Here is a 23,561-nt window from a genome sequence, read left to right on the forward strand (position 1 = left end):
CACAGCCATGATACAAGTATCAAATTTATCGAAACGCATCGGAGATGTGCAGGCGCTGAACGATTTAAGTTTTTCAGCCCTCGATGGCCAGATCACCGGTCTGCTCGGGCCCAATGGCGCAGGCAAGACCACCTGCTTACGCACTGTGTTTGGCCTGCTTAAGCCCGATAATGGTATAGCCGAGATCGATGGTATCGATATCGCCAAATCCCCCGTTGCCGCCAAGCAGCAGTTAGGCTTGTTTCCCGACCCATTCGGACTATACGAGCGCCTAACGCCGCGGGAGTACATCAGCTACTTCGCCGAGTTAAATGGTCTATCCCGCAAAGAAGCGAAGCTGGCAACCAGTAAGGTGATCGACAAACTGCATCTCGCCGATATCGCCGATAGACAGTGTAAAGGCTTCTCACAGGGACAAAGAATGAAGACGGCGCTAGCGCAGGCGATTGTCCACCAGCCCACCAATATCATTCTCGATGAGCCTACCCGTGGCCTTGATGTAATGAGCACCCGCGTCCTACGAGACATCTTGCGAGATCTAAAGAGTCAGGGCCACTGTGTGTTGTTCTCTAGCCATGTGATGCAAGAGGTTGCCGCTCTGTGTGATCAGGTGATCGTAATGGCCGAGGGCCGAGTCGTTGCGGTAGGTAGCCCTGACGCACTCTGTCAGCAGACGGGTAAAGCCTCTCTCGAAGATGCCTTTATCCAACTAATTGGTACCGACGAAGGCATTGCAGCCTAATACGTGGCGTTAAAAGGATTTCAAAATGAGTAATAAAATAATTTCTATGATCCGCAAAGAGCTGATCGACGCCGCTCGTGATAAACGCTCGGTAATGGCGGGCCTCTACTACGCAGTCGGCGCACCACTGCTGATGTGCGGCATGTTCTTTCTGCTAATCGGCCAGCTAACCAGCCCTGAAGATCTCAATATTGAGATAGATAACGCCAAAGGCGCACCGGATCTGGTGAAGTTTCTCTCTAGCCGCGGCATATCCCAAGGCGATGGTGAAGACACAAAAGACATTCAGTTAGTGATCAGCGATGACTACGCAGCCAATATGGCAAAGGGTCTTAGCGCCGAGGTCACTGTGATTGCCGATGCCTCAGATGAGAAGCTACAGATCTCGATTCGTCGTCTCGAAAAGAGCCTGCAGGAATACAGTGGCGAGATGGGCAGCCTGCGCCTAATCGCTCGCGGTATCGACCCACGAGTGATGCAAGCGATTAAGCTCAATGTCGAAGATAAGGCCACCCCAGATTCTAAGGCTGGCATGATCTTGGGCTTAGCAACCATGACCATGATCTACGCAGTGTTTATCTCAGGCATGAACTTGGCCATCGATACCAGTGCAGGTGAGCGCGAGCGTAACTCACTGGCACTACTGTTGAGCCATCCGGTTTCTACCTGGGAAATTGTTATCGCTAAGATTACTGCGGTCACCATTTTTGCCATGGTGGGACTCGTGCTGACACTCATCGTCTCCAAATTCGCCTACGCCTTTGTCCCTTGGCAGGAGCTTGGATTTGCCGTCAGCGTTAACACTAATTTTATGTTGATGATGCTGATTGTCGGTGCCCCTGTGGCGATTATGGCCGCCTGTTTGCAACTGTTTGTCTCCTTTATGGCCAAGAGCTTTAAGGAGGCACAGTCATACATCACTATCGTGTTAATGGTGCCTATGATGCTCGCCATGGCCGCTAGCTACAACATCGCGCCAGAAACCATTCAGTGGTTGCCAGTATCGGGACAACTTCAAGCCTTGATTGAGTTTATTAAGGGTCGCGAAATCCCCATGATGCAGTTAACCGTATCATCGGCAGCAACACTGGCAATTGCACTTGGTCTTGCCATTGGCATGCAAAAGTCGCTGAAGAGCGAGAAGATTGTGTTTGGCCTGTAAAAAGAGAGTGGGCTATCGGGGGAAATACTCCCTCGATAACGCCATTCATTTGATAGCCCTTTAAAGGATTAGGAATATGGAAATGGAATTTTTCGATAAAATCTTAGCAAGTGATAACTATGCTTTTATGGCAATACTTGCCGTAGCGGTAGTAGTTATCTGGTTTCTACCTGCCATGTTGGCACTAGTGTTTAATCGCAAACACTTCAAACTGATTTTACTCGCCTGTATCCCTGCTGGTTTTTCACTGATTGCATGGGGTGGCGTGATGGTTTGGGCTATCACAGGTAAGGCCGTTGATAAGTATGCAAGTCGAGCTAATGCTCAAAGCTAAAAGACATAGATAACTGAATAAGGAGTACCACTATGGATATCCCCATGATCGTATTAATTGTCGCTATCGTTGCAATTGCCACCGCAGGAGAGGCGTTTAAGCACTACCTTAAGTCGCGAAAGATCACTAGCTCAGAGCTCACTAACAACGAGCTTGAACTACTGCGTAAGCAAAATCGACATTTAGAGCAACGGGTGGAAGTGCTTGAAAAAATCGTTACTGATAGCAGTTATGATTTAAAATCTAAGATCAACGCACTGTAAGCCACAGTAAAGAGGCTGTTTTTACCCATAGATTAATGACTTCGACAACTAACGTAGAAAACATTAACAGCAGTCATGGGTATTAAATTTTTGCCGATAAGCCCGCGGCGACAAGCTCGTGGTTTGAATGAACAACTTTCTAAATGAACTCACATCCTCATAGCCGACCTTCTCAACTATCTGCTCTATAGCCAGTTCCGTCGTTTCTAGTAATCGCTTAGCCTCATCGACCCTAATCCGCTGTATATAACTAGCTGGCGTTTCATTTATTGCCTTCTTAAAGCGACGGATCAAGGTACGCTTACCTAGGGCAAATTTATCGGCAATATCATCTAACTGTAGACTTCTATTTAGGTGCAATTGCATCCAGTCTTGAATGCGAGCCACCAGTTCATCCTTGTGCCGCGGTTCAGCATCTAAAGTCATAAAGGCTTGTTGTGAGGTACGATTCGGATCGATAAGCAGCACCTTGGCCATCTGCATCGCAATCTGCTCCCCCGCAAGTTTCTGCACCAGCTGCAACGCCAAACTCAAGTTAGCGCTAGTAGCCCCTGCCGTATAGTACTGACCGTCATTCATCACCACATGCTCACTACACAGGTTAACCAGAGGAAAGCTCAGCCTAAACAATTCGGCTAACCACCACACACAGGTAGCTTTCTTGTGATCGAGTAGCCCTGTTGCCGCTAGCATTAAGGTACCCGAACAATAAGCCGCTATCGGTTTTCCCGTACTAGCAAATTGGCGCAAGCTTGCTATATGCGGTTTAAAATCATCTAGGTAGGCATTAAATTGTGCTCGATTAGTAATGGTCGCCGAGGCAACGACTAAGGCATCTGCATGGCTAAGATAATGCTCAGCTTTATCATGGGCAATAACAGGAAGCTGGACATTATGGTCACTCTTGATCGGCTCTCCATGAGGCGAAATAATCGCACACTCAAATAGCGCCTCATCGGCATCGGGATGAGTCTCTTTCCAGTAAGTATTACTGAAGCTAAATACATCCATAAAGCTAAGAATGCCACCAGCCACTGCGTTATCGGCCGCTAGAACTACGATTCGCTTCATAATTAACCGCCCTTTTCTGTTGTCACTTATCGCCTTTATTTTGTCAATAATGACACTTAAAAGCCGTTTGTCTAGTTTTTATACTGATGGTTATTGAAGGTTTAGGTATAGGAGTCCAGCTATGGGCATGAATATGAACAAAAGCATGAGTATGGATATTGAGCAGAAATCTGGTCGCAGCATAGGTAAGGCGCTCAACATCAGAGCACGCTATAAACTACTAAGCCTTAGCTATCTGCTCCCATGCTGGGGCTTGTTATTGTGGCTCAATTTCAACATAGAGCCGCAGCTGTTTGCTCACTTTATCGCTATCCCTAACCTACTGCTATTAACTGGCTACAGTGCTCATCTGATTGCTCGAAAAGGTGGTTGAACAAACAACTTAATAGGGTCAGTTCCTATACTCAAGTGCACTCACTTAAAGCTTTGCAAGCTTTATGAAAAAGCCCAGCATATGCTGGGCTTAAATTGAGAATACATCTATTAGTAAAAACGTATTCTATCAATCCAAAAGACTTACTTGGCCTTAGGTCTGAATGGCTTGATAACCGACTCATCACATTCCAAGAATGGACCGTCCATTAGGTCGATACAGTAAGGGATTGCTGGGAACACAGCATCAAGACACTCACGAATAGACTTTGGCTTGCCCGGAAGGTTAACGATGAGAGAGTCGCCACGTAGGCCCGCAGTTTGGCGCGACAGAATGGCCGTTGGTACAAACTTCAACGATTCGGCGCGCATCAGCTCGCCAAAACCTGGCATCATGCGGTCACATACCGCTTCAGTCGCTTCAGGCGTCACATCACGCTTAGCTGGGCCTGTACCACCAGTGGTCACGATAAGGCTACAGTTTTGCTCATCGGCCATCTTAATCAAGGTTGCAGAAATCACATCCTGCTCATCAGGGATCACCTCATAGATAGGCTCCCACTCAGACGTCAGGTATTCATTCAGTACATCGATAATCGCCTTACCTGAGATATCTTCATAAATACCCGCACTGGCTCTATCACTTACTGTCACAATACCGATTCTAGCTTTGCTCATTGTCTATTCCTTCAATCTGCTCATGGATAAACTGCTTATTTGAAAGTTTATCGTGAACGTTAGCGTCTCTATAGTGTGGCGTTAAAGTAGCACAAAGTTAACGAATTAGACCCAATAAATCTGGCATTAAATATTAAAAACTGCCCCCAATGATTTATTGGTTATTCGCTGTTCAACAGGCCACACCCGCTCAAAATACAACCACAATTGAATACATTTACCGCAAACGAGATATAGCTCGCACAATTTTTGATATCCCAGCCTCTGGCAACACTTGTTTTCGACAAATTCTACCGTACTCTTGCGCCTACTCGAATTCAGCCGAATTCATACCATGTCGAGGGACAATCTTTGAACAGCACTCAGGGCTTATTGCGCGTTAGTTTAGCGTTAGCAACTATGCTTTTTTCTCACCTTCTCTATGCCGAGCAAATCCAGCAAACTTTGCCGACAAAGAGTAGCGAACAGCCATTCTTCAGCAGCCAACAGCAAGCCGAAGAGCGTAGCCAAGCTTACGATGATGCTATCGATACTCTCGACAACCAAGAAGACGACTGCAGCACAGAGCAAGCCTGTGATGAGCTAAGTAAAGCAATCACGGATCTTGAGTACGCCAAGCGCAACCATATCGACAAAAATGGTCTAGCCATGTTCGATATTCTAGGTGGCCCAGCGTTCACACCGGAAAACGGCCTGATGATGGCACTAGGCGGCCTGTATTCCTTTAAAACAGAGCGCGAACAAACTGAACTGCAACGTTCAAGCGTGTCTCTGTTTGGCATAGTCAATAAAGGCGAGGGGGATGTGGGTTACAGCCTGCGTTCGAGGCAGAATTTATTTTTTGATAATGATGATATCCGCTATAGCGGCTTGTTTGTATTAGCCGATCAGAGTGAAAACTTCTGGGGTGTGGGTTATGACGCGGGTAAAAAGCAACCTGCATCTGACGACACCTTACTGAATAAGACCTCGCTGACTTATCACGCTAACTTAGACTTTAAGAGCGACTATGGTTTCTATTTTGGTCCGGCATTGCGCCTAAACTACTTCAAACCTGACCAAACCAGCCTGCCACCGACAGCAATTGAGGACGAGAACTTTCAGCAGTTTAAAGATAAGCCGCTATCAGTGGGCTTGGGGTTCTCTATCAATTACGACAGTCGCGACGTCACGGTTAACGCTTGGCAAGGGCAATACCTGAACTTCGAGTACATCAACTATAACCCAAGCTTTGGCAGTGATAACCGTTACCAAAAAGCCCTTGTCGACCATCGCTATTACCTCACGTTAGCTTTAGGCCGCGTACTTGCGTTCTATAACGCTTATCAGTGGAGTGAAGGCGAAGTCCCTTATTACGATCTGCCAACCCTAGGCGGCCAGTCATCACTGCGCGGCCTCTATCAGGGTCGTTACCGCGATAATGAAGCGATTGAACACACCTTGGAATATCGTCACACCTTCTTGCGTGATAACGGTGAACTATCGGCTCACGGAGCAACCGTGTGGGCTGGTGTCGGCTCTATTGCGGGCACTGACACAAGCCTTTACCAAACACTGCTATACAGCTACGGCTTAGGCTACCGCTATGAGTTACAACCTAGGATGAACGTACGCGTTGATCTTGGCTTTAGTGACGGCGACAGCGGTTTCTACCTCACCTTTACCGAAGCATTTTAAATTTAAATCCAGAGATCGAGATAAATGAACAAACACCTAGTTATTGTGATGCTACTGAGTACTATCACTTTTAATGTGTGGGCCAACGACAATAGCGACACGGTAGATATTGAGCGCCAACAACCTGCCCACTGGAGTCACCTGCCTATTTGGGGCGATAAGGCTCGCGAGCTTGGCTATGAGCTACCTATCCCTGTTGGTCTTAATATTTACTACAACAAACAGTCTGTAGCTTATGATGCAAAAGATAACTTCAATCTAGGATTAACCGGTAGCGGTTGGCTAAATAATATTAATGCCAATGTGGTGATCCCTGCTGATGACGTGATCATTACCGGTGAAGATGAAAGTATTCAGCTAAGAGCCGATGCTTGGGTGCTGCCCTTCCTGAATATCTATGGCCTTGCAGGCTATACCAAAGGCCATAAAGATATTCTGGCAGACCTTAGTAATGCTGAAGGCTTAGGCCCTAATGGCATCAATATGGTGCTACCTATCCCTATCGAGTACACAGCGTACAACTTAGGTTTGGGTGCGGTACTTGCTGGTCAAGCAGAAGTTATTCCGGGGATGCATCCGTTCATTTTTACTGGTGTCGCGGCATTTACTAACTCATGGACCACCACAACTGACAGCACGATTCAAACCTATATTGGCTCAATCCGTATGGGGCAAAGATATGATGTTGGCGGTGATAAACTGGCCTTCTTGTTGGGTTATAACTACCAGATGATCAATCAGAAAATTGGTGGTAGTTATGACTTCAACATTCCACTACTCGGAAGACCTGGCGGGATAGCCATCGACTATGACGTCCACCTAGTTAGCTCTGAGAGCCACAATATGTCTGTGAGTATGGTGTATGATTTCGGCCCTAAGAATGAATGGAACGTGTTTCTCGAATACGGCTTCTTAAACTGGGATCAGCTGCTACTCTCTGTGGGACGCCGTTTCTAACAGCCACGATTATAGTCTCAGGGTGCAAGCTAATGCTCGCACCTTGACGCTTACAGCCTTCTCGATAACCAGTATTTTTGCTTCCAATAGCTATTATTTAAGCTAGAGATCATTACCCCTTGGCTAGTCGAGGCATGCAAGAATTGCGAGTCAGAGATATAAATTCCCACATGACGGGTGCTCCAGCCAGTTTTGAAAAACACCAGATCGCCGGCGCGTAGCTGACTCTTACTAACACTCTTGCCCAACTCTCTTTGCTGCGCCGTGGTTCTAGGTAGTTGCCGACCAAAGCGGCTTTGAAAGGTCAGCAACACAAACCCTGAGCAATCTATCCCCTTTTTACTCATACCGCCTAAGCGATAAGGCACTCCCTTCCATTCACGGTGCATCTGTAATAACTGTTTTTTTGTCTCTGAAGTATCCGACAAAGAGGGACTTTTCCCCGAGGAAAGACTCTGAGATGGCGCGCTAGAGCAAGCACTTAATAGCGCGACAAAAATTAAAACGATGAGGACTCTCATTTTCACCCAAATATTAAAACATGTATTTAAAACTTACCGTTCAGAGCTAAAAATAAGATTAAATAACAGCAAACAGTAAATAAATTTTCCCATTATGCGATCAAAGCTATTTTTTAAACTATACATAATTAAACAGACTAGCTAATCAATGGAATGCTTATATGGAAAACTACTTTTTTAGTGTCTATAACCAGAGCGACTTCGCTCTATGTAAAGTCCCAGATAATGAGTCTGAGCTAAAAGAGAAACATGCTCAGGCAGAAGAGCGAGAGGATGAAACGCCTAGCTACATCCGAGGTTATAACTAATGGCTGATGATATAAATATTCAGCCGCGACTAATGCTCTCCCCATTGGCGCGGCTTATTTTTTATCAGCACGACCTCTCAACTTAGAGCGAGTTTATTAACGATAGCGAATGATGAAGCTGCATCTGCTATTAACTCAGCTAGCCTAAATTCTTTTTAAAACGCATCGATGCCACAACCAGCCCGATCACCGTAAATACCGCCAACCAAGTCACATCATAGGTCATATCGATAATTTCAACATCTCGCAGCACCACACCACGGATAAGCCGCATAAAATGAGTCGCAGGCAGCGCCTCGGCAATGTACTGCGCCTCTAGTGGCATGCCTTCGTAGGGAAACATAAATCCCGATAACAATATAGAAGGTAGCAGCACGAAAATGGTCATCTGCATCGACTGTAGCTGGCTTTTGGCTATAGTCGAGATCACTAAGCCCAAGGTTAAGCTCGCCATAATAAACAGTAAGGTCGCCCCCGCCAGTTGCAATAAACTGCCGTTTATCGGCACATTAAAGACGCTATAACCCAAACCAAGAATGATGCTCACCTGCACGATACCAATAAACATGTAGGGGATGATCTTGCCTAACATCAGCTCAATAGAGCGGATCGGGGTGGTGATCAGCATCTCTAAGTTACCGCGCTCACGTTCACGCACAATGGCCGCCGAGGTGAACATAATCATGGTCATGGTGAGAATAACCCCCACCAGCCCAGGTACGATATTCACCGCTGTACGCTGCTCAGGATTATAAAATAACGCCACCTCAAATGTGGGGGTGGTTCGATTAGCTGGCATTCCGAGTAACTCAGTTAAGGGCATGGCACGCAGGCCTTTGATGGCAGCGGCCACCATAGTATCGGAGCCATCCACAATCCACTGAGCCACAGGGCGGCTAGTCTCCTCATCACTGGAGGGCGGTGTACCTAGCCCCACCGTTTTGTGGCGCACTAAACGTTGACTGACATCTTTGGGGATCACTAACACTGCGCGCACTTCACCTCTTACTATCGCTGCATGAGCCGATTCGACATCAACAAAATGCTCGGTGAACGCCACCACCTGAGTAGCTCTTACAGTTTGGATTAATACTCGACTTAGGCCCGTTTGGCTCTGATCCACCACACCGACAGGGATATCTCGAATATTGGTGTTAATCGCAAAGCCAAATAACATCAGCTGGATCAGCGGGATCATTATCACCATACCAAAGGTCATTCGATCGCGCTTAAGCTGAGTCAACTCCTTAACCACTATCGCCTGTAACCGATAAAGCGTTTTCATTGACGCCCCTTCCCCGTACAAGTGACGAATACATCCTCAAGGCTCGGCCTCACCAATGTTAACCCATCCAGCGGCAAGGATTGCTTTTCACTTAAAAAACCAACTGGATCAATGCAATGACTTTTGACTAAGACCCGTAACCTAGAACCTAGCTGTGCGGCGCTTATCACCTCTGGAAGCACCAGCAACTCTTGCTTAAGGCGTCTTAAGTTTGTGGATTCGACCTCAACCACCTGCGCTCCCATGTTTTGCATCAGCTCATCGGGCGAGCCATCTGCTCGCTTAACCCCAGCCTCTAATATGGCCAGCTTATGGCAGCGCTCTGCCTCATCCATATAGTGAGTCGACACCAAGATAGTGGTGCCCTGTTCGCATAGATCGAATAATTTTTCCCAAAAATCGCGGCGATTCTCAGGGTCCACCGCTGAAGTTGGCTCATCTAAAAACAGTAACTCAGGCTTATGCATGGTCGCAGCCGCCAAGCCTAGGCGTTGCTTCTGACCACCACTCATACTACCTGCAAGCTGATCGGCCTTTTGGTCTAATCCGTAGGTATACAGCAACTCTTCTATGCGCGCAGTTTGCTCTTTACGAGACAAACCGTAGATTTTGGCAATAAACTTCAGGTTTTCTTTAACGGTTAAGTCGTCATATAGGGAAAACTTTTGCGTCATGTAGCCGATTTTAAGGCGTAGCTTTTCGGCATCTCTTGGTAAGGTGAGCCCTAATACTTCTATCTCACCGGAAGTCGGCAGCAATAGGCCAGTTAACATGCGAATCGCTGTAGTCTTACCGCAACCATTAGGGCCTAAAAAACCATAGATCTGCCCCTTCTCAACCTCAAAGTCGAGGTTCTGAATTGCCTTTAAACTACCAAAGTCTCGGCATAGAAGCTTAGTTTTGATGACCGATTGGCTACTTTTGATGACCGATGACGTCATGGCATCTCTACCTGAGCGGGTACGCCACTGGGCAGTGAAGCGGAACTATCGGGAAGTTGCACTTCGGCGAGATACATCAGTCGCGATCGCTCCTCTTGATTTAGCGCATAATAGGGCGTGAAAGCTGGCTCATTGGCTATCCAGCTGACCTTGCCTTCTATGGGGTTGTCGATACCATCCACATGCACTAATAGCGCATCACCAATGCTTATCCTCACTCGATATGGCTCAGGTACATAGATTCGCGCAAAAGGCGCCTTCCCCGCCAACAACACCGCCAACGGGCTTCCTTGAGTCACGCGTTCACCTAAGTTCCAGGGCAAATTATCGAGAATGCCGTCGCGAGTAGCGCGAATAGTTAAGTCGTCGAGTTTCTTCTGCTCTCCCAATAACACAGCCTCACTGGCCTGCAGGTTTGCCAAGGCGAAACGAATGTCCTCTTCACGGGAGCCACTGACAAGCTCCCTTAGGTTTTCCCGCGCACTCTCAAGGCTGGCGCTATCGGCGTCTCGACTTGCTAAGGCTCGGTCGAGATCGGCTTTACTGGCAAGATTGTCCTTGGCCATACTGGCAATTCGACGGTAATTTGCTTCACTTTCTTGCAGCCGTGCTTGGGCTCCGGCGACCGTTGCTCTGGCAGAGGCTATCTCCTCTTCGCGAGCCCCCTTGAGTAACTTTTCATAATTAGCCGTGGCTTGAGCCACATCGGCTAACGCCTTAGCAACATGTGCTCTTTGCTGGGTATCATCGAGTTGCACCAGCACTGTGCCTTTGGTGACGATACTCCCTTGTGCCACAGGCAAGGCGACCACCACCTCATTGGTAGTTGCCGTCAGCGCAATACGTTGACGCTCAAGGCTACCCAATGCCATAGGTTTTGAGCCGCTATCACAGCCAATAAGCGTTAAGAGCAGAGATATAATTAACAGTATGCGCACAATAACCATCCTTAATTACTGGTAGCAAGCCTACGTTTTCTTCACTCACCATACTCTTAATATTAATCAGTATAAAGGGCGAATCGCTCAGCAAAATTTGCGCAGTTCGGAGTAGACCAACCTCTCATACTGATAGGTATAAATAATAGTTAAGTCATTGACTATTTCCCTGCGGGTTTAAGAGTATTTTGAATTTTTTTGAAATCCTTTGAATTGTTGAAATAAATAGAATTAATAACAATTCACAGCTGTTAACGCTTCTTTGTGTTTATTTTGTTTTTAGACATTCAACGGTTTTAAACGGAGCAAAAATTTAGCTAAAAAAAATGAGTTATAAGCAAATAAATCGATAAACAAGGAAACAAATAACATGGAGCTTAACATGCGTAAAAATCCACTTAGAGCAGCCAATAAACATCAATATTTCTCACTGCTTCCAACACTATTACTCACCTACACCCTAACGGCCTGTAGCGGCGGTGATGACGAGGACAATACACCTGTGCCACAAGAGCCCCCAACGGTTGTGGCCCCTACCCCAATATCAGGTCTGTTCCTTGATAGTCCTGTAATTGGCATCGGTTATCATACCCAAACCCTTGAAGGAATAACGGATACTGAAGGTAGATATGATTATATTGAGGGAGAGACCGTTACTTTTCATATCGGCGACTTAGAGTTTCCAGCCACTGAAGCGTCGGGTATAGTCACGCCACTTGATATTGCTAACACAGAGGACGTGACAACAGATTCTGTCGTCAACATGGCTAGACTACTACAAACCTTAGATCAAGATAGTAATCCAAGTAATGGCATCACGATAACTCAAACCGCAATAGACAGCGCTGAACCTGTAAACTTTGATTTAGCTGTTAGCGAATTCGCAGCAAGCAGCGCAGTGCTGTCAACAGTTGCAAATGGTGGACAAGATACCAGCGTTTCGGAGCTAATTTCTGAAGAAGCGGCGCTTTCGCACCTGACCGATGAGTTAACAAAAAACAATATTCAAGTCGGAATTGTTGGCAGTTGGCTGGCAAGTGTCGATGAAAACGACCTGCTCAGTATCACCTTTTTTAATGACGGCACTTACGTATTATTTGAAGTCGATAGTGATGACTCAACTGAAGAGTCAGGTATGGAATGGGGAACTTATCAACGTGATAACGATAACCGTGTTTTTACCACGCAAAACTTCGATAAAAACGGTAGTGTCGGACTCAATGACTTTGGGGTAGAAACGGGAGACCCACAGTTATTCGCCAAGTTAGTTGATGGCAATTTGATATTAGATGTCGATGAAGATGCTGACGGCAACATTGATGAAGTTCTTACCTTTACAGCCTTAGCAACCACCACAGAACTAGGGCCTTGGTTAATAAGAGATATCGATGGCGAGCCAGATGAAAACGATCTGCTTATGTTTGTATTCTATGACGATGGAACTTATGTCCACGCAGAAGTGGATTTCAGTGACCAAGATGAAAAGTCGGGTATGGAATGGGGCGAGTACAGTATTGATTCTGCTAGCAATAAAGTTTCTGTAGATATCACCTTTGATGCAAACGGTGATACAGGGCTGACAGATTTCACACTTGATCCAACACTGGGGCTATTCTTATCGGTTAGCGATGACGTTTTAAGCTTAGGTGTAGATGAGAATGGTGATAATAAAGTCGATGAAACCCTCTTCTTCACCCGACCTTAAACAAAAGTTAGTTTAAATAAAACAACAAGGTGGTTTAGCCGCCTTGTTGCATTATCAATACTACTTCAGCTCCAATGCCTGACTTATTTCACTCTAAGCTTCTCAGCGCCACATGCTTTGAACTGCTATCACATGCACCAAGCGAAAACAGCAGAGAAATCATTATCAGGATCCACACAATAGCCATCCTTAATTACGTGTAGCAAACGCGCTGTTTATAACAATCAGTACTCAAGGTACGCCTAATTCGCGACTAACCAAGTCTGGTACTCGCTGTTATTGATTCCATCTTTAGGCGACTGCAGATAGCAAAAAGAGCACCTAAGTGCTCTTTTTTGTTGCTATAGATATACCTATACAGCTTGTCCAGCGGCCACACCAGAGCTCCATGCCCACTGAAAGTTAAAGCCTCCCAGCCAACCGCTAACATCCATCACTTCGCCAGCAAAAAATAAGCCTGGAACAGATTTAGCCTCCATGGTCTTAGACGATAACTCATCAGTATCGACACCACCTAAGGTCACCTCAGCGGTGCGGTAACCTTCGGTGCCGTTCATCACTAATGTCCATGACTCAAGTTCGACAGCGAGTTGTTCACGCTCGGCATGTACCAGTTGATTTAAAGCCTTATTGAGCAACATCTCGTCAAATAGCACTTCGACTAAACGCTTAGGTAACCATTGCGATAGCGCATTGCGCAGGCTTTGCTTAGGACTCGCCTCAAGCGCTTGCTGTAACTTGGCACGCACATCCTCACCCGGTAACAAGTTAATGCTAATGGCTTCGCCAGGGTTCCAGTAATTTGAGATCTGCAAAATAGCAGGCCCTGAAAGACCACGATGGGTAAATAGCAATGCCTCACTAAATTGAGTGCCATCTTTAGCGGTGATAGTACTTGGCACCGCAATGCCTGATAGGGTTTCAAAGCGTTGCTTTTGATCGCTGTGCCAAGTGAATGGTACGAGTCCAGCATGGGTTGGCAGCACCTTTAAACCAAACTGCTGAGCAATATGGTAGCCGTAAGGCGATGCCCCCAGCTTTGGCATAGACAAGCCACCAGTGGCAATCACTAAAGACTCACAAGAGTAGTGTTCTTTGTCGGTTATCAATTCAAACAAGCCATCTGCATTTTTACTGATCTCACTGATTTCAGTGCGTAGCTTAATCTGCGCGCCAGCCCACTCACATTCGGTAAGCAACATGGTGACGATCTCTTTGGCGGAGTCATTGCAGAACAGTTGGCCGTGGTCGCGTTCGTGATATTCGATGCCATGACGTTCAACCAATTCGATAAAGTCACTGGAGCGGTAACGTGCCAACGCCGATTTTACAAAGTGGCTATTGCTACAGATAAAGTTATTCGGCTCAACTTTCTGATTGGTGAAGTTACAGCGGCCGCCGCCACTGATTAGAATTTTTCGCCCCGCTTGCTTAGCATTATCGAGCACCAATACATCACGGCCACGGTAACCCGCAGTCGCTGCGCACATCAGCCCAGCGGCTCCAGCACCAATAATGATGACGTCATGATGTTTCACTCGATAACCCCTAAATAAACGGTGCCTATCGTTAGTAAACGCTAGGCATAAAAAAGGGCGCTATTTTAGCACCCTTTTTTGTACATGGAAGTACTTATGCCAGCTTCGCCATGGATGGCATGAAGTGGTATTCTTGCACAAAACACTATTCTGCCGACGATGTCTCAGACTTCTGCTCACGGCTAAGTAGCTCTTTAGCTGCATCAACCGGTGACTTGCCTTTATACAAGACTTGGTAAACCTGCTCGGTGATCGGCATCTCGACGCCTAAACGCTTAGCCAGCGTGTAGACCTCTTTAGTATTGCGATAACCTTCTACCACTTGACCAATCTCTTCTTGCGCGGTTTCAACATCACAGCCTTTGCCTAATGCTAAACCGAAGCGACGGTTACGCGACTGGTTATCGGTACAAGTGAGTACCAAGTCGCCAAGACCGGCCATGCCCATAAAGGTTGAGCCTTGAGCACCAAGAGCTTCACCGAGTCGAGTCAATTCAACCAAACCACGGGTAATAAGTGCAGTTCGTGCATTAGCACCAAAACCGATACCATCAGAGAGACCTGCGCCAATCGCAATGACGTTTTTAACCGCACCACCAAGTTGCAGACCAATAAAGTCATCGTTAGCATAAACGCGCAAACGCTTAGGACTATGTAGTAACTCGACTAGGTCTTTAGTGAACTGTGGGTCGGTACCCGCAATCGAAATCGCTGTAGGCATGCCAGCAGCAAGCTCTTTAGCGAAAGTGGGCCCCGATAGAACAGCTAATGGGTACTCATCGCCTAACACTTCACGAGCGACATCTTGTATTAAACGGCCGGTCTCTGGCTCTAAGCCTTTAGTCGCCCAAACAATACGAGAGTCTTTACGCAGCAACGGTTTGGCTTGGTTCAGCACTAAACCAAAAACATGACTAGGCACAACTACTAGCACATTGTTAGATGCAGCTAATGCCGTCGCTAAGTCAGCCTCTGGAATTAATAGGTCTGGTAATGGAATGCCCGGTAAAAACGCTTCGTTAGACTTGTCGTTTATCAGGTTTTCTATGTGCTCGGGTTCGTGGCCCCAAAGCATGGTTCTGTGGCCATTGCTTGCTAAAGAAATGGCAAGGGCGGTCCCGTAAGAGCCCGCCCCCAGTACCGTAATGTCGGCAGTGTTTTTCATGCTATTAAGCGTTAGCTTCTTCTGCTGGAGCTTCAGCTGCTGCAGCTTGACGCTGTTGAACATACTGAGCAAATAATGCGTCAAAGTTAACTGGCGCTAGGTTTAGCTGTGGGAAAGTACCACGGCTTACTAGGCTGCCAATTGCTTCGCGAGCATATGGGAAAAGAACGTTAGGGCAGTATGCACCTAGAGAGTGAGCTAGCTGCTGTTCAGTTAAACCAGCAATGGCGAAGATACCCGCTTGCTGAACTTCACATAGGAAAGCAGTTTCTTCACCGTTTTTAGCTGTAACAGTCAAAGACAGTACAACTTCATATACGTCATCAGATAGTTTGTTGCTGCGAGTATCTAGATCAAGCTTAACTTCTGGGTTCCACTCTTTCTGGAAAACAGCTGGGCTGTTTGGTGTTTCAAAAGAGATATCTTTTGTGTAAACACGTTGAATGTTGAATTGTGGACCTTGTTGTTCGTTGTTTGCTACTTCAGACATACTATCCTACCTTAAAAAAATGTTAATGAGGCTACTTCAAAAGAGCCAGTCTCAGGGCTTTGCAAGCTTGATACGGAAACCTAGTTTGCTATCCCGGTTTTTAATTTATTTAGTCAACAGACGCTTTTTAGGAGGGAACTCGCCCTCAGTTCAATGCTGGTAACCACAATAAGTTGAGAGCTAACACTCTAATCAATTACTCAACAAAAAAGCAATGGCTACACTAACACTTCAATCTTTCACTTCTATCTTTTGCTTTTTGAAACAGGCAAGTTATTTGACTGCCATTCACCCATACCACCTTTCAGGTTGCTCACGTTTTCAAAACCGTGCTTAACCATCAACTGAGCAGCTTGAGACGAAGTCATGCCAGCGTTGCATACCATTATAATGGGACTGGCTTTTGAGTTTTCAAGGGCTTTAAGCTGATTATTTTTTATATCGGCTAGCGGAACGTTGATAGCGCCAACGATATGACCCTTCTTAAACTCTTCTTTGCCGCGCACATCGACTACTTTAGCGTCTTGCTTGTTGATCATCATTGTCGCTTCTTGATGATTGACATTTTTCACTTTAGAAACGCTTGTCTTAATCGTTACGACGATAACACCGATAAACAAACCAACCCAAGCAATGCTTAACATTGGGTTAGCTTTAAAAAATTCCATATATTCTTGCATCGTTACTGCCTACTATTTTTAGGGCCAAATATAATGAGGGCACAGAGTATACCATTGCTTCAGGCAGAATACAGAGTGTTAGTCACGCTTGGAGAGATAGAGCAGCCTTGAAAGCGCTTCGATCAAGCAATTCGATAACGGCAATCTGGGTAAATAACTTTATACCCGACCATAATTGGTAGTAATATTTAACCAATTTCGATTTAAATCTTATTTTTTTAAACTTAAAGGTACTACCATGACGACACGCAAACGCCCGTTGGCATTGCTGATCCTCGATGGCTGGGGTTACCGTGAAAACACTCAGAAAAATGCTGTTTTTCATGCCAATACGCCCGTTCTAGATCAGTTAAATGCGACATATCCAAACAGTTTAATTTCAGGTTCAGGTATCGATGTTGGCCTACCCGATGGTCAGATGGGTAACTCTGAGGTTGGACATATCAATATTGGCTCTGGCCGTATCGTCTACCAAGAACTCACTCGCATCAGTAAGTCTATCGACGACGGAGAGTTTGATAACAACCCTGCATTGACCGCTGCGGTAGACGCCGCAATCAAAGCCGATGGTGCAGTACACATCATGGGTCTCTTGTCACCAGGTGGCGTTCACAGTCACCAAGATCATATCGAAGCCATGTGCCGCCTTGCGGTAAAGCGTGGTGCTAAAAAAGTGTATCTACATGCCTTTTTAGATGGTCGCGACACACCGCCTCGCAGTGCAAAGCCTGAACTGGCTCATTTTGAAGCGCTATTTAACACTTTAGGTACTGGTCAAATTGCATCGTTAATTGGCCGTTACTATGCAATGGATCGCGATAATCGCTGGGATCGCGTCTCTCAAGCTTACGAGCTGATCACCGAAGGTAAGAGCCTACACCAAGCAGCCAATGCGGTTGAAGCAATCGAAGCCGCTTATGCTCGCGATGAAAACGATGAGTTTGTTGCTAGCACAGCGATTCCTGATGCACAGGGCCAGATCGCTAAACTTAAAGATAACGATGCACTTATCTTCATGAACTTCCGTGCCGATCGCGCCCGTCAAATTACCCGTAGCTTTGTCGATGCTGATTTTGATGGTTTTGAACGTGCGGTAACACCAAAGATTAACTTCGTGATGTTGACTGAATATGCTGCCGATATTAACGCCGCAATTGCTTATCCGTCGAGCGACTTAGTTAATACCTTAGGCGAGACCTTACAGAATCGCGATCTGACACAGCTACGTATCTCTGAAACAGAAAAGTATGCTCATGTAACTTTCTTTTTCAACGGCGGCAAAGAAGAGCCATTCAAGGGCGAAGATCGCATTCTGATTCAATCTCCGAAGGTAGCAACCTACGACCTTCAGCCTGAGATGAGCTCAACAGAGCTTACCGACAAACTCGTTGCAGCCATTGAGTCTACAGAATATGACGTGATCATCTGTAATTATCCTAATGGTGACATGGTAGGTCATACCGGTAATTTCGACGCTGCAGTTAAAGCCTGTGAAGCAGTCGATAGCTGTATTGGCCGAGTCGTTGAAGCACTAGAGAAAGTCGGGGGCGAATGCTTGATTACCGCCGACCACGGTAATGCCGAGCAGATGACTGATGAGAAAACGGGGCAAGCTCATACTGCTCATACTAGCGAGCTAGTACCGTTAATCTATGTTGGACGTGACGCAGAGATCGAAACTGGTGGACGTTTGAGTGATTTAGCGCCAACTATGTTAACCTTGATGGGACAAGACGTACCTGCAGAGATGACAGGTCGCTCGATAATCAAACTCAAAGAGTAATAGTAAACAATTGAACATTCGATTTTTTATCAAAGCCAGCATTATTGCTGGCTTTCTATCGCTTCCTTTACTGGTACATGCGACCGATCTTGAACGTCGCCAGTCTGAGCTGAAATCTATTCAGGCTCAAATCAATAAGCAGCAGTCGGCTGTAAAAAATACCAATAAACAGAGGGAGCGATTGATCTCTCTATTGAAAGATGATGAAAAAGCGATTGCTCGAGCCGCAAAAAAAGTCAATCGCACTAGGCAGGACTTAACACAAACCGACAAACTGATTGCTGAGTTAGACGCCAAACAGGTCCAATTAAATAAGTTAAAAACGGCGCAGCAGAAGTCTCTCTCGAATCAACTCGCGAGTGCCTATTTGGCAGGTAATCACGATTACACCAAGATGCTGTTAAACCAACAGTCTCCTGCCAGTATCGAGCGACTACTGGCCTATTACCAGTATCTTAATAACGCCCGCATGGAGTCTATTAATCAGTTACAAACCACCCTCAAGGAGCTGGATGAAGTTCAAGCTAAGCAGCAAGAACAGCAAAGACAACTCAATAAACTGGTGCTTGAACAGCAGCAGCAAGCTAAAAAGCTAACCCAAGAACAGTCCCAGAGACAGAATACACTTACTCAGTTACAAAGAACATTAAACAGTAGCGGTGCTAAGCTAGAGCAGCTTCAAATTGAAGAGGCCAGCCTAAAACGAGTAGTCGAACAAGCGCTGACGGCAATGAAGAATAACCCATCATATGAGGGTTTATCGAGTCGCAACAAACTCAAATGGCCAGCTAACGGACGCATAAGATCAGCCTTTGGCAGCAAGCGTTCAGGGCAGGTGAAATGGAAAGGTGTCATCATTTCAGCCGCAGAAGGTCAAAATGTTAACGCAATTGCAGGCGGCAAGGTTATTTATGCCGACTGGCTACGTGGCTTTGGTATGGTTTTAGTCGTCGATCACGGTAAAGGATATATGAGCCTATATGGCCACGCACAAGCATTACTTAAGAGTGCTGGTGACTCTGTGAGTAAAGGCGAGCCAGTGGCATTGGTCGGACGTTCGGGTGGACAGACAGAGCCTGGCCTATACTTTGAGGTAAGGCACAAGGGGCAAGCTGTCGATCCAGCAAGGTATTGCAAACGTTAGACTCCATAACCCCTTTAAGATATAAGGGGTTAATATGTCACAGTGCATTCGCTATTTTTGCTGTCTTGCAGCCGGGTTAGCATTAGGGTTATCGGTTACTCTATCTGGGCAAGAGCATACCCAAGAGTACAAGTCTCACTTAAGCTACCCTGTGCTTCTCGATATCATCGACACCATCGAGACCTACTACGTACAAAAACTCACCGAAGATGAGCTTATAGAAGCTGCTATCGAAGGCATCTTCAATAAGCTCGATCCCTACTCAAGCTTCCTTGATAAACAAACCTTCGCCAGCATGCAGGAGATTAACAATGGCGAGTATTTTGGTTTTGGTGTCGAAATCGCTACCGATAATGACCAAATAACCATAGTAACGCCCTTTGCCGAATCACCAGCAGAGGCGGCTGGCATTAAACCTGGCGATCGCGTCATCAAACTCAACAAGCAATGGGTTAAAGCAGATAAACTAGAGAGCATTCTCGATGAGATTAAGCAGCATAGTTTAAATAACCTACCGATAGAGCTTGAAATGGTGAGAGCCAACTCTGACATTCATTACTCCGTTACTCTCAAGCCAAGCCTTATCGCTATCAACCCTATAGAAGCGGAGATTCTAGATAACAACATAGGCTATATCCGTCTCTCTAGCTTTCAAGAAAACTCCACTCAAGAACTAGTGAAACAGCTTTCACGATGGCAACCCAAAAAACTGAATGGGATCATACTCGATTTAAGGAATAACCCTGGCGGATTGCTGGATCAAGCTATAACTATCGCCGATCTGTTCCTAGATAAAGGTCGCATCGTGGCGACAGAAGGACGCTTCTTCGACGCAAATTCAGATTATTACGCCTCGCCACAAACCATGGCAACCAATATCCCCATGACCGTATTAATCAATAAGGGCTCAGCTTCTGCCTCTGAAGTCCTTGCTGCAGCATTGCAAGATAATGGCCGTGCCCAATTAATTGGGCAAACCAGCTTTGGTAAGGGAACCATACAAAGTCTTATCCCGACCCTGATGGATGGTAACGCGATAAAACTCACTATCGCCAAATACACCACACCTAATGGTAACGATATTCACTCAAAAGGTATTGAACCAGATATAAAAATTGAATTAGAGGCTGTATCAGATAGCAAAAGTATGCCTATAATCGAAACAAATTCACTCCGTGAGTCGGTTGCTCAAGACAAATTAGTCAACTCAGCGATTGCATGGATTAAGGCTGAAAACTAATAACAAGTGCGCTATTCCCTATTACTACTCTTTCTACTGTTACCGAGCGCTAGTGTATTCGCCAGCAAAATAGCCATCATCATTGACGATATTGGATATCGTCAATCTGATAAGGCAGTGCTGAGCCTACCTTCGAATATCACTCTTTCAATATTACCACATACCCCTTTAGGTAAGAGCCTAGCTTCCGAAGCTTATCATCAAGGCAATGAAATATTGGTTCATCTGCCGATGCAAGCGCTAAATGGTAAAGCTATTGGTCCTGGCGCCTTAACAAATGCAATGGAAGAAGCGGAGTTCAAGTCGCAGCTAAACGACTCCATTACCAGTGTTCCCTATGCAAGCGGGGCTAATAATCATATGGGCAGTTTACTGACGCAGTTAGATGATCCGATGCGTTGGGTAATGGAATCGCTGCAGCAACACAATATTTACTTTATCGATAGTATGACCACCAAATACACCCGAGCGGGCACCATGGCTGAAACTGTCGGGATACCATTACTCAGAAGAGAGATATTTTTAGATAACGACCGCTCACAAGCTGGATTAGAGAAACAATTTCAACATGCTATTTCATTAGCACATGAAAAAAGTAATATCGTGGTGATCGCTCATCCCTATCCTGAAACAATTAGCTTCCTGACAGCAAACTTACACAGGTTGGCAAACGAGGAGATTGAACTGGTGCACACGTCGCAATTGCTACCGCAACGCGTGAACGCAAAAATATCGGCTAAGCGGGGGTTACTGCAGGATTGAGATAGACAGATCAGGCAACAGCGACTTAAGCTCTTGTTTGTTAGTCACGATCATATCTAAGGTATAACCATCTAATACCGCTAAATAGGCATTAACTGCATCACCTAATACGCCTTTAAGCTTACAAGCAGGTGTAAATAAACAGTAAGGCTTACTACAATCGATTGGCGCTAAAGAGTTTTCTAGAGCACGCACGACTTGGCCAATGTTTATTTCAGCTGCAGGCTTCGCGAGTCTAAAGCCGCCACTCTTACCACGAATCGTTTGCAAATACCCAAGTTTACCTAAGTGATGAACAACCTTAGAGATATGGTTTGCCGACAGATCAAACACTTCCGTGATCTCTGAAATACGGAAAAGCGACTCACGCTCAGAATGCAATGCCAAATACATTAGCGTTCTTAAACCATAATCTGTATAACGAGTTAACTGCATTGATTAACAATCCGTAAAATAAGTATATAAAGAGATCTCTAAAGGTATTATCAAGCGCTGGTAGCCGTTTCTAGAGAGCTAATTAACCACAAAGCCTCAGTATCAGTCTTACCACAAACATCCTCTGTAGCCGCAAATAAACCGCATACGGCGGGGCGCTCAGCTTGCCCGAACAGTTTACACAAGTTGTTATCATCTAGCTGTATACATCTAACCCCAGCTGGCTTTCCATCGGGCATCCCGGGGATGCTAGTGGTGATAGATGGCGCAATACAACAAGCACCACAGCCTAAACGACAATTCATGTTCTTACCTTAATTTGTACAACGCACATTATATCTCTATCAGCTCATAGAGGGTTGTGCAACATCACATACTATACAGCAAGCTGATAGTTAGTTTGTTGATCCGTGATCAGTGTATCCACTTTCTATTGAACTTTTTACAAAAACTAGACCTAACGTCCGTCAAAACGAAAAAAGCCTCTGCACTCTCTTCAATAAAAGGTGCGGAGGCTTTCATCTTAATGTTTGTGGGTGAGTACAGCGATAGCCGTGATCTTACGAGCGCGAAGCGAAGCGTAGCTGGGGCGGACTTACTCTTATCAACAGACGAACCCGCGCCCCCCCGGCGTGACAGGCCGCTTTCTTTTTAAAAGAGTCTAAAAGCTCCATGGATGGAGCGAATGCCGAAGGTTGTCTGGAACAATCTCGGTCCAACTGAACTACCGCTCCTTTAGTAAACTGCGTGCGCATTTCGCTTTGATTTTTCTTTGAAATATGAATACGAAAAAAGCCTCTGCATTGCTGCAGAGGCTTTCGTCTTAATGTTGGCGGAGCGGACGGGACTCGAACCCATGTGCCTTCGGCACGCGTGACAGGCCGCTTTCTTTTTAAAAGAGTCTAAAAGCTCCATGGATGGAGCGAATGCCGAAGATTGTCTGGAACAATCTCGGTCCAACTGAACTACCGCTCCTTTAGTAAACTGCGTGCGCATTTCGCTTTGATTTTTCTTTGAAATACGCATACGAAAAAAGCCTCTGCATTGCTGCAGAGGCTTTCGTCTTAATGTTGGCGGAGCGGACGGGACTCGAACCCGCGACCCCCGGCGTGACAGGCCGGTATTCTAACCAACTGAACTACCGCTCCTTTAGCAAAGTGCTTACGCATAATGCTAAATTCTTTTTAAGTCGCTAGCTTGTCAGGGCTAGGAGACTCGCTTTTCTCTATGAGTAAAGCAATATTTAGCGCCTGGAAATGACCTACTCTCACATGGGGAGACCCCACACTACCATCGGCGATACTGTGTTTCACTTCTGAGTTCGGAATGGATTCAGGTGGGACCACAGCTCTATGGTTTCCAGACAAATT

Annotated in this window: 25 protein-coding genes, 2 tRNA genes and 1 rRNA gene; 13 read left to right on the forward strand and 15 right to left on the reverse strand. The window is 45.9% G+C overall.

Annotated elements, in window-relative coordinates:
* Positions 1-7: 7 nt before the first annotated feature.
* The 4 genes from K5Q92_RS05280 to K5Q92_RS05295 all read left to right on the forward strand — a co-directional run bounded on the left by K5Q92_RS05280 (position 8) and on the right by K5Q92_RS05295 (position 2,501).
* Positions 8-742: an ATP-binding cassette domain-containing protein gene (locus K5Q92_RS05280; RefSeq protein WP_220768009.1), complete on the forward strand. Its 735-nt coding sequence runs from the start codon at positions 8-10 to the stop codon at positions 740-742.
* A 25-nt stretch (positions 743-767) separates the two neighbouring features.
* Complete coding sequence (locus K5Q92_RS05285; RefSeq protein ID WP_220768010.1) at positions 768-1,904, forward strand: ABC transporter permease; 1,137 nt, start codon at positions 768-770, stop codon at positions 1,902-1,904.
* Positions 1,905-1,980: 76 nt separating this feature from the next.
* Complete coding sequence (locus K5Q92_RS05290) at positions 1,981-2,238, forward strand: superinfection immunity protein (RefSeq protein WP_259649502.1); 258 nt, start codon at positions 1,981-1,983, stop codon at positions 2,236-2,238.
* A 32-nt stretch (positions 2,239-2,270) separates the two neighbouring features.
* Entirely contained in the window at positions 2,271-2,501 is a 231-nt protein-coding gene (locus K5Q92_RS05295; protein ID WP_220768011.1) for a hypothetical protein, read from the forward strand.
* A 63-nt stretch (positions 2,502-2,564) separates the two neighbouring features.
* Here the strand turns inward: K5Q92_RS05295 and K5Q92_RS05300 are convergent, their stop codons facing one another.
* A complete protein-coding gene (locus tag K5Q92_RS05300; protein WP_220768012.1) occupies positions 2,565-3,572 on the reverse strand; it encodes a GlxA family transcriptional regulator in 1,008 nt (335 codons plus the stop codon).
* Between the two features lie 127 nt (positions 3,573-3,699).
* On the opposite strand from K5Q92_RS05300, the gene K5Q92_RS05305 reads away from it, so the two are divergent.
* Positions 3,700-3,945 carry a hypothetical protein gene (locus K5Q92_RS05305; RefSeq protein WP_308443573.1) on the forward strand — a complete coding sequence of 82 codons (246 nt, stop codon included), beginning with the start codon at positions 3,700-3,702 and terminating at the stop codon, positions 3,943-3,945.
* Positions 3,946-4,088: 143 nt separating this feature from the next.
* Here the strand turns inward: K5Q92_RS05305 and mog are convergent, their stop codons facing one another.
* Entirely contained in the window at positions 4,089-4,622 is a 534-nt protein-coding gene (gene mog, locus K5Q92_RS05310; protein WP_220768013.1) for a molybdopterin adenylyltransferase, read from the reverse strand.
* Positions 4,623-5,021: 399 nt separating this feature from the next.
* Between mog and K5Q92_RS05315 the strand changes: the two genes are divergently transcribed.
* Together K5Q92_RS05315 and K5Q92_RS05320 are read left to right on the forward strand one after the other, a co-directional pair.
* On the forward strand, positions 5,022-6,299 hold the full coding sequence (locus tag K5Q92_RS05315) for a BamA/TamA family outer membrane protein (RefSeq protein WP_220768038.1): 1,278 nt from the start codon (positions 5,022-5,024) through the stop codon (positions 6,297-6,299).
* A gap of 24 nt (positions 6,300-6,323) precedes the next feature.
* Positions 6,324-7,256, forward strand: a complete 933-nt coding sequence (locus K5Q92_RS05320) for a hypothetical protein (RefSeq protein ID WP_220768014.1) — start codon at positions 6,324-6,326, stop codon at positions 7,254-7,256.
* A gap of 50 nt (positions 7,257-7,306) precedes the next feature.
* On the opposite strand, the gene K5Q92_RS05325 is transcribed toward K5Q92_RS05320, so the two are convergent.
* Entirely contained in the window at positions 7,307-7,777 is a 471-nt protein-coding gene (locus K5Q92_RS05325) for an NlpC/P60 family protein (RefSeq protein WP_220768015.1), read from the reverse strand.
* 161 nt (positions 7,778-7,938) lie between these two features.
* On the opposite strand from K5Q92_RS05325, the gene K5Q92_RS05330 reads away from it, so the two are divergent.
* Positions 7,939-8,085, forward strand: a complete 147-nt coding sequence (locus K5Q92_RS05330) for a hypothetical protein (protein ID WP_220768016.1) — start codon at positions 7,939-7,941, stop codon at positions 8,083-8,085.
* 139 nt (positions 8,086-8,224) lie between these two features.
* Here the strand turns inward: K5Q92_RS05330 and K5Q92_RS05335 are convergent, their stop codons facing one another.
* Genes K5Q92_RS05335 through K5Q92_RS05345 form a run of 3 tightly spaced genes read right to left on the reverse strand, consistent with a single transcriptional unit; the run spans position 8,225 to position 11,258 of the window.
* Positions 8,225-9,370, reverse strand: coding sequence for an ABC transporter permease (locus K5Q92_RS05335; protein WP_220768017.1), 1,146 nt, complete (start codon positions 9,368-9,370; stop codon positions 8,225-8,227).
* Positions 9,367-10,311, reverse strand: a complete 945-nt coding sequence (locus K5Q92_RS05340; RefSeq protein WP_220768018.1) for an ABC transporter ATP-binding protein — start codon at positions 10,309-10,311, stop codon at positions 9,367-9,369. Before K5Q92_RS05340 ends, K5Q92_RS05335 begins: the two co-directional genes overlap by 4 nt.
* Entirely contained in the window at positions 10,308-11,258 is a 951-nt protein-coding gene (locus tag K5Q92_RS05345; RefSeq protein ID WP_220768019.1) for an HlyD family secretion protein, read from the reverse strand. Before K5Q92_RS05345 ends, K5Q92_RS05340 begins: the two co-directional genes overlap by 4 nt.
* A gap of 373 nt (positions 11,259-11,631) precedes the next feature.
* Between K5Q92_RS05345 and K5Q92_RS05350 the strand changes: the two genes are divergently transcribed.
* Positions 11,632-12,954, forward strand: a complete 1,323-nt coding sequence (locus K5Q92_RS05350; RefSeq protein WP_220768020.1) for a hypothetical protein — start codon at positions 11,632-11,634, stop codon at positions 12,952-12,954.
* A 353-nt stretch (positions 12,955-13,307) separates the two neighbouring features.
* Here K5Q92_RS05350 and K5Q92_RS05355 read toward each other — a convergent pair whose 3' ends face one another.
* The 4 genes from K5Q92_RS05355 to K5Q92_RS05370 form a co-directional block, all read right to left on the reverse strand.
* Positions 13,308-14,492: an NAD(P)/FAD-dependent oxidoreductase gene (locus K5Q92_RS05355; RefSeq protein ID WP_220768021.1), complete on the reverse strand. Its 1,185-nt coding sequence runs from the start codon at positions 14,490-14,492 to the stop codon at positions 13,308-13,310.
* A 145-nt stretch (positions 14,493-14,637) separates the two neighbouring features.
* Entirely contained in the window at positions 14,638-15,657 is a 1,020-nt protein-coding gene (gene gpsA, locus K5Q92_RS05360; RefSeq protein ID WP_220768022.1) for an NAD(P)H-dependent glycerol-3-phosphate dehydrogenase, read from the reverse strand.
* A 4-nt stretch (positions 15,658-15,661) separates the two neighbouring features.
* Positions 15,662-16,147: a protein-export chaperone SecB gene (gene secB, locus K5Q92_RS05365; protein WP_202723677.1), complete on the reverse strand. Its 486-nt coding sequence runs from the start codon at positions 16,145-16,147 to the stop codon at positions 15,662-15,664.
* 245 nt (positions 16,148-16,392) lie between these two features.
* Positions 16,393-16,827, reverse strand: coding sequence for a rhodanese-like domain-containing protein (locus K5Q92_RS05370; RefSeq protein WP_220768023.1), 435 nt, complete (start codon positions 16,825-16,827; stop codon positions 16,393-16,395).
* 238 nt (positions 16,828-17,065) lie between these two features.
* On the opposite strand from K5Q92_RS05370, the gene gpmM reads away from it, so the two are divergent.
* From gpmM to K5Q92_RS05390, 4 genes are read left to right on the forward strand one after another with little or no spacing between them, the layout of a single operon-like run.
* Entirely contained in the window at positions 17,066-18,610 is a 1,545-nt protein-coding gene (gene gpmM / locus K5Q92_RS05375) for a 2,3-bisphosphoglycerate-independent phosphoglycerate mutase (RefSeq protein ID WP_220768024.1), read from the forward strand.
* Between the two features lie 10 nt (positions 18,611-18,620).
* Positions 18,621-19,754, forward strand: coding sequence for a murein hydrolase activator EnvC (locus K5Q92_RS05380; RefSeq protein ID WP_220768025.1), 1,134 nt, complete (start codon positions 18,621-18,623; stop codon positions 19,752-19,754).
* Positions 19,755-19,788: 34 nt separating this feature from the next.
* A complete protein-coding gene (locus K5Q92_RS05385) occupies positions 19,789-20,994 on the forward strand; it encodes a S41 family peptidase (RefSeq protein WP_220768026.1) in 1,206 nt (401 codons plus the stop codon).
* Between the two features lie 6 nt (positions 20,995-21,000).
* Positions 21,001-21,756, forward strand: coding sequence for a divergent polysaccharide deacetylase family protein (locus K5Q92_RS05390; RefSeq protein ID WP_220768027.1), 756 nt, complete (start codon positions 21,001-21,003; stop codon positions 21,754-21,756).
* On the opposite strand, the gene K5Q92_RS05395 is transcribed toward K5Q92_RS05390, so the two are convergent.
* From K5Q92_RS05395 to rrf, 5 genes are all read right to left on the reverse strand, one after another.
* Positions 21,742-22,191, reverse strand: coding sequence for an Rrf2 family transcriptional regulator (locus K5Q92_RS05395; RefSeq protein WP_220768028.1), 450 nt, complete (start codon positions 22,189-22,191; stop codon positions 21,742-21,744). The two genes, K5Q92_RS05390 and K5Q92_RS05395, sit on opposite strands and share 15 nt — an antisense overlap.
* A gap of 50 nt (positions 22,192-22,241) precedes the next feature.
* Positions 22,242-22,496, reverse strand: a complete 255-nt coding sequence (locus K5Q92_RS05400; protein WP_220768029.1) for a YkgJ family cysteine cluster protein — start codon at positions 22,494-22,496, stop codon at positions 22,242-22,244.
* Positions 22,497-23,021: 525 nt separating this feature from the next.
* Positions 23,022-23,166 (reverse strand) — tRNA-Asp (locus K5Q92_RS05405).
* Positions 23,167-23,262: 96 nt separating this feature from the next.
* A tRNA-Asp gene (locus K5Q92_RS05410) sits at positions 23,263-23,339 on the reverse strand.
* Positions 23,340-23,439: 100 nt separating this feature from the next.
* Positions 23,440-23,555 (reverse strand): 5S ribosomal RNA (rrf, locus tag K5Q92_RS05415).
* Positions 23,556-23,561 lie beyond the last annotated feature (6 nt).

This window comes from Shewanella sp. MBTL60-007, from assembly GCF_019654915.1.
Classification (GTDB): Bacteria; Pseudomonadota; Gammaproteobacteria; order Enterobacterales; family Shewanellaceae; genus Shewanella.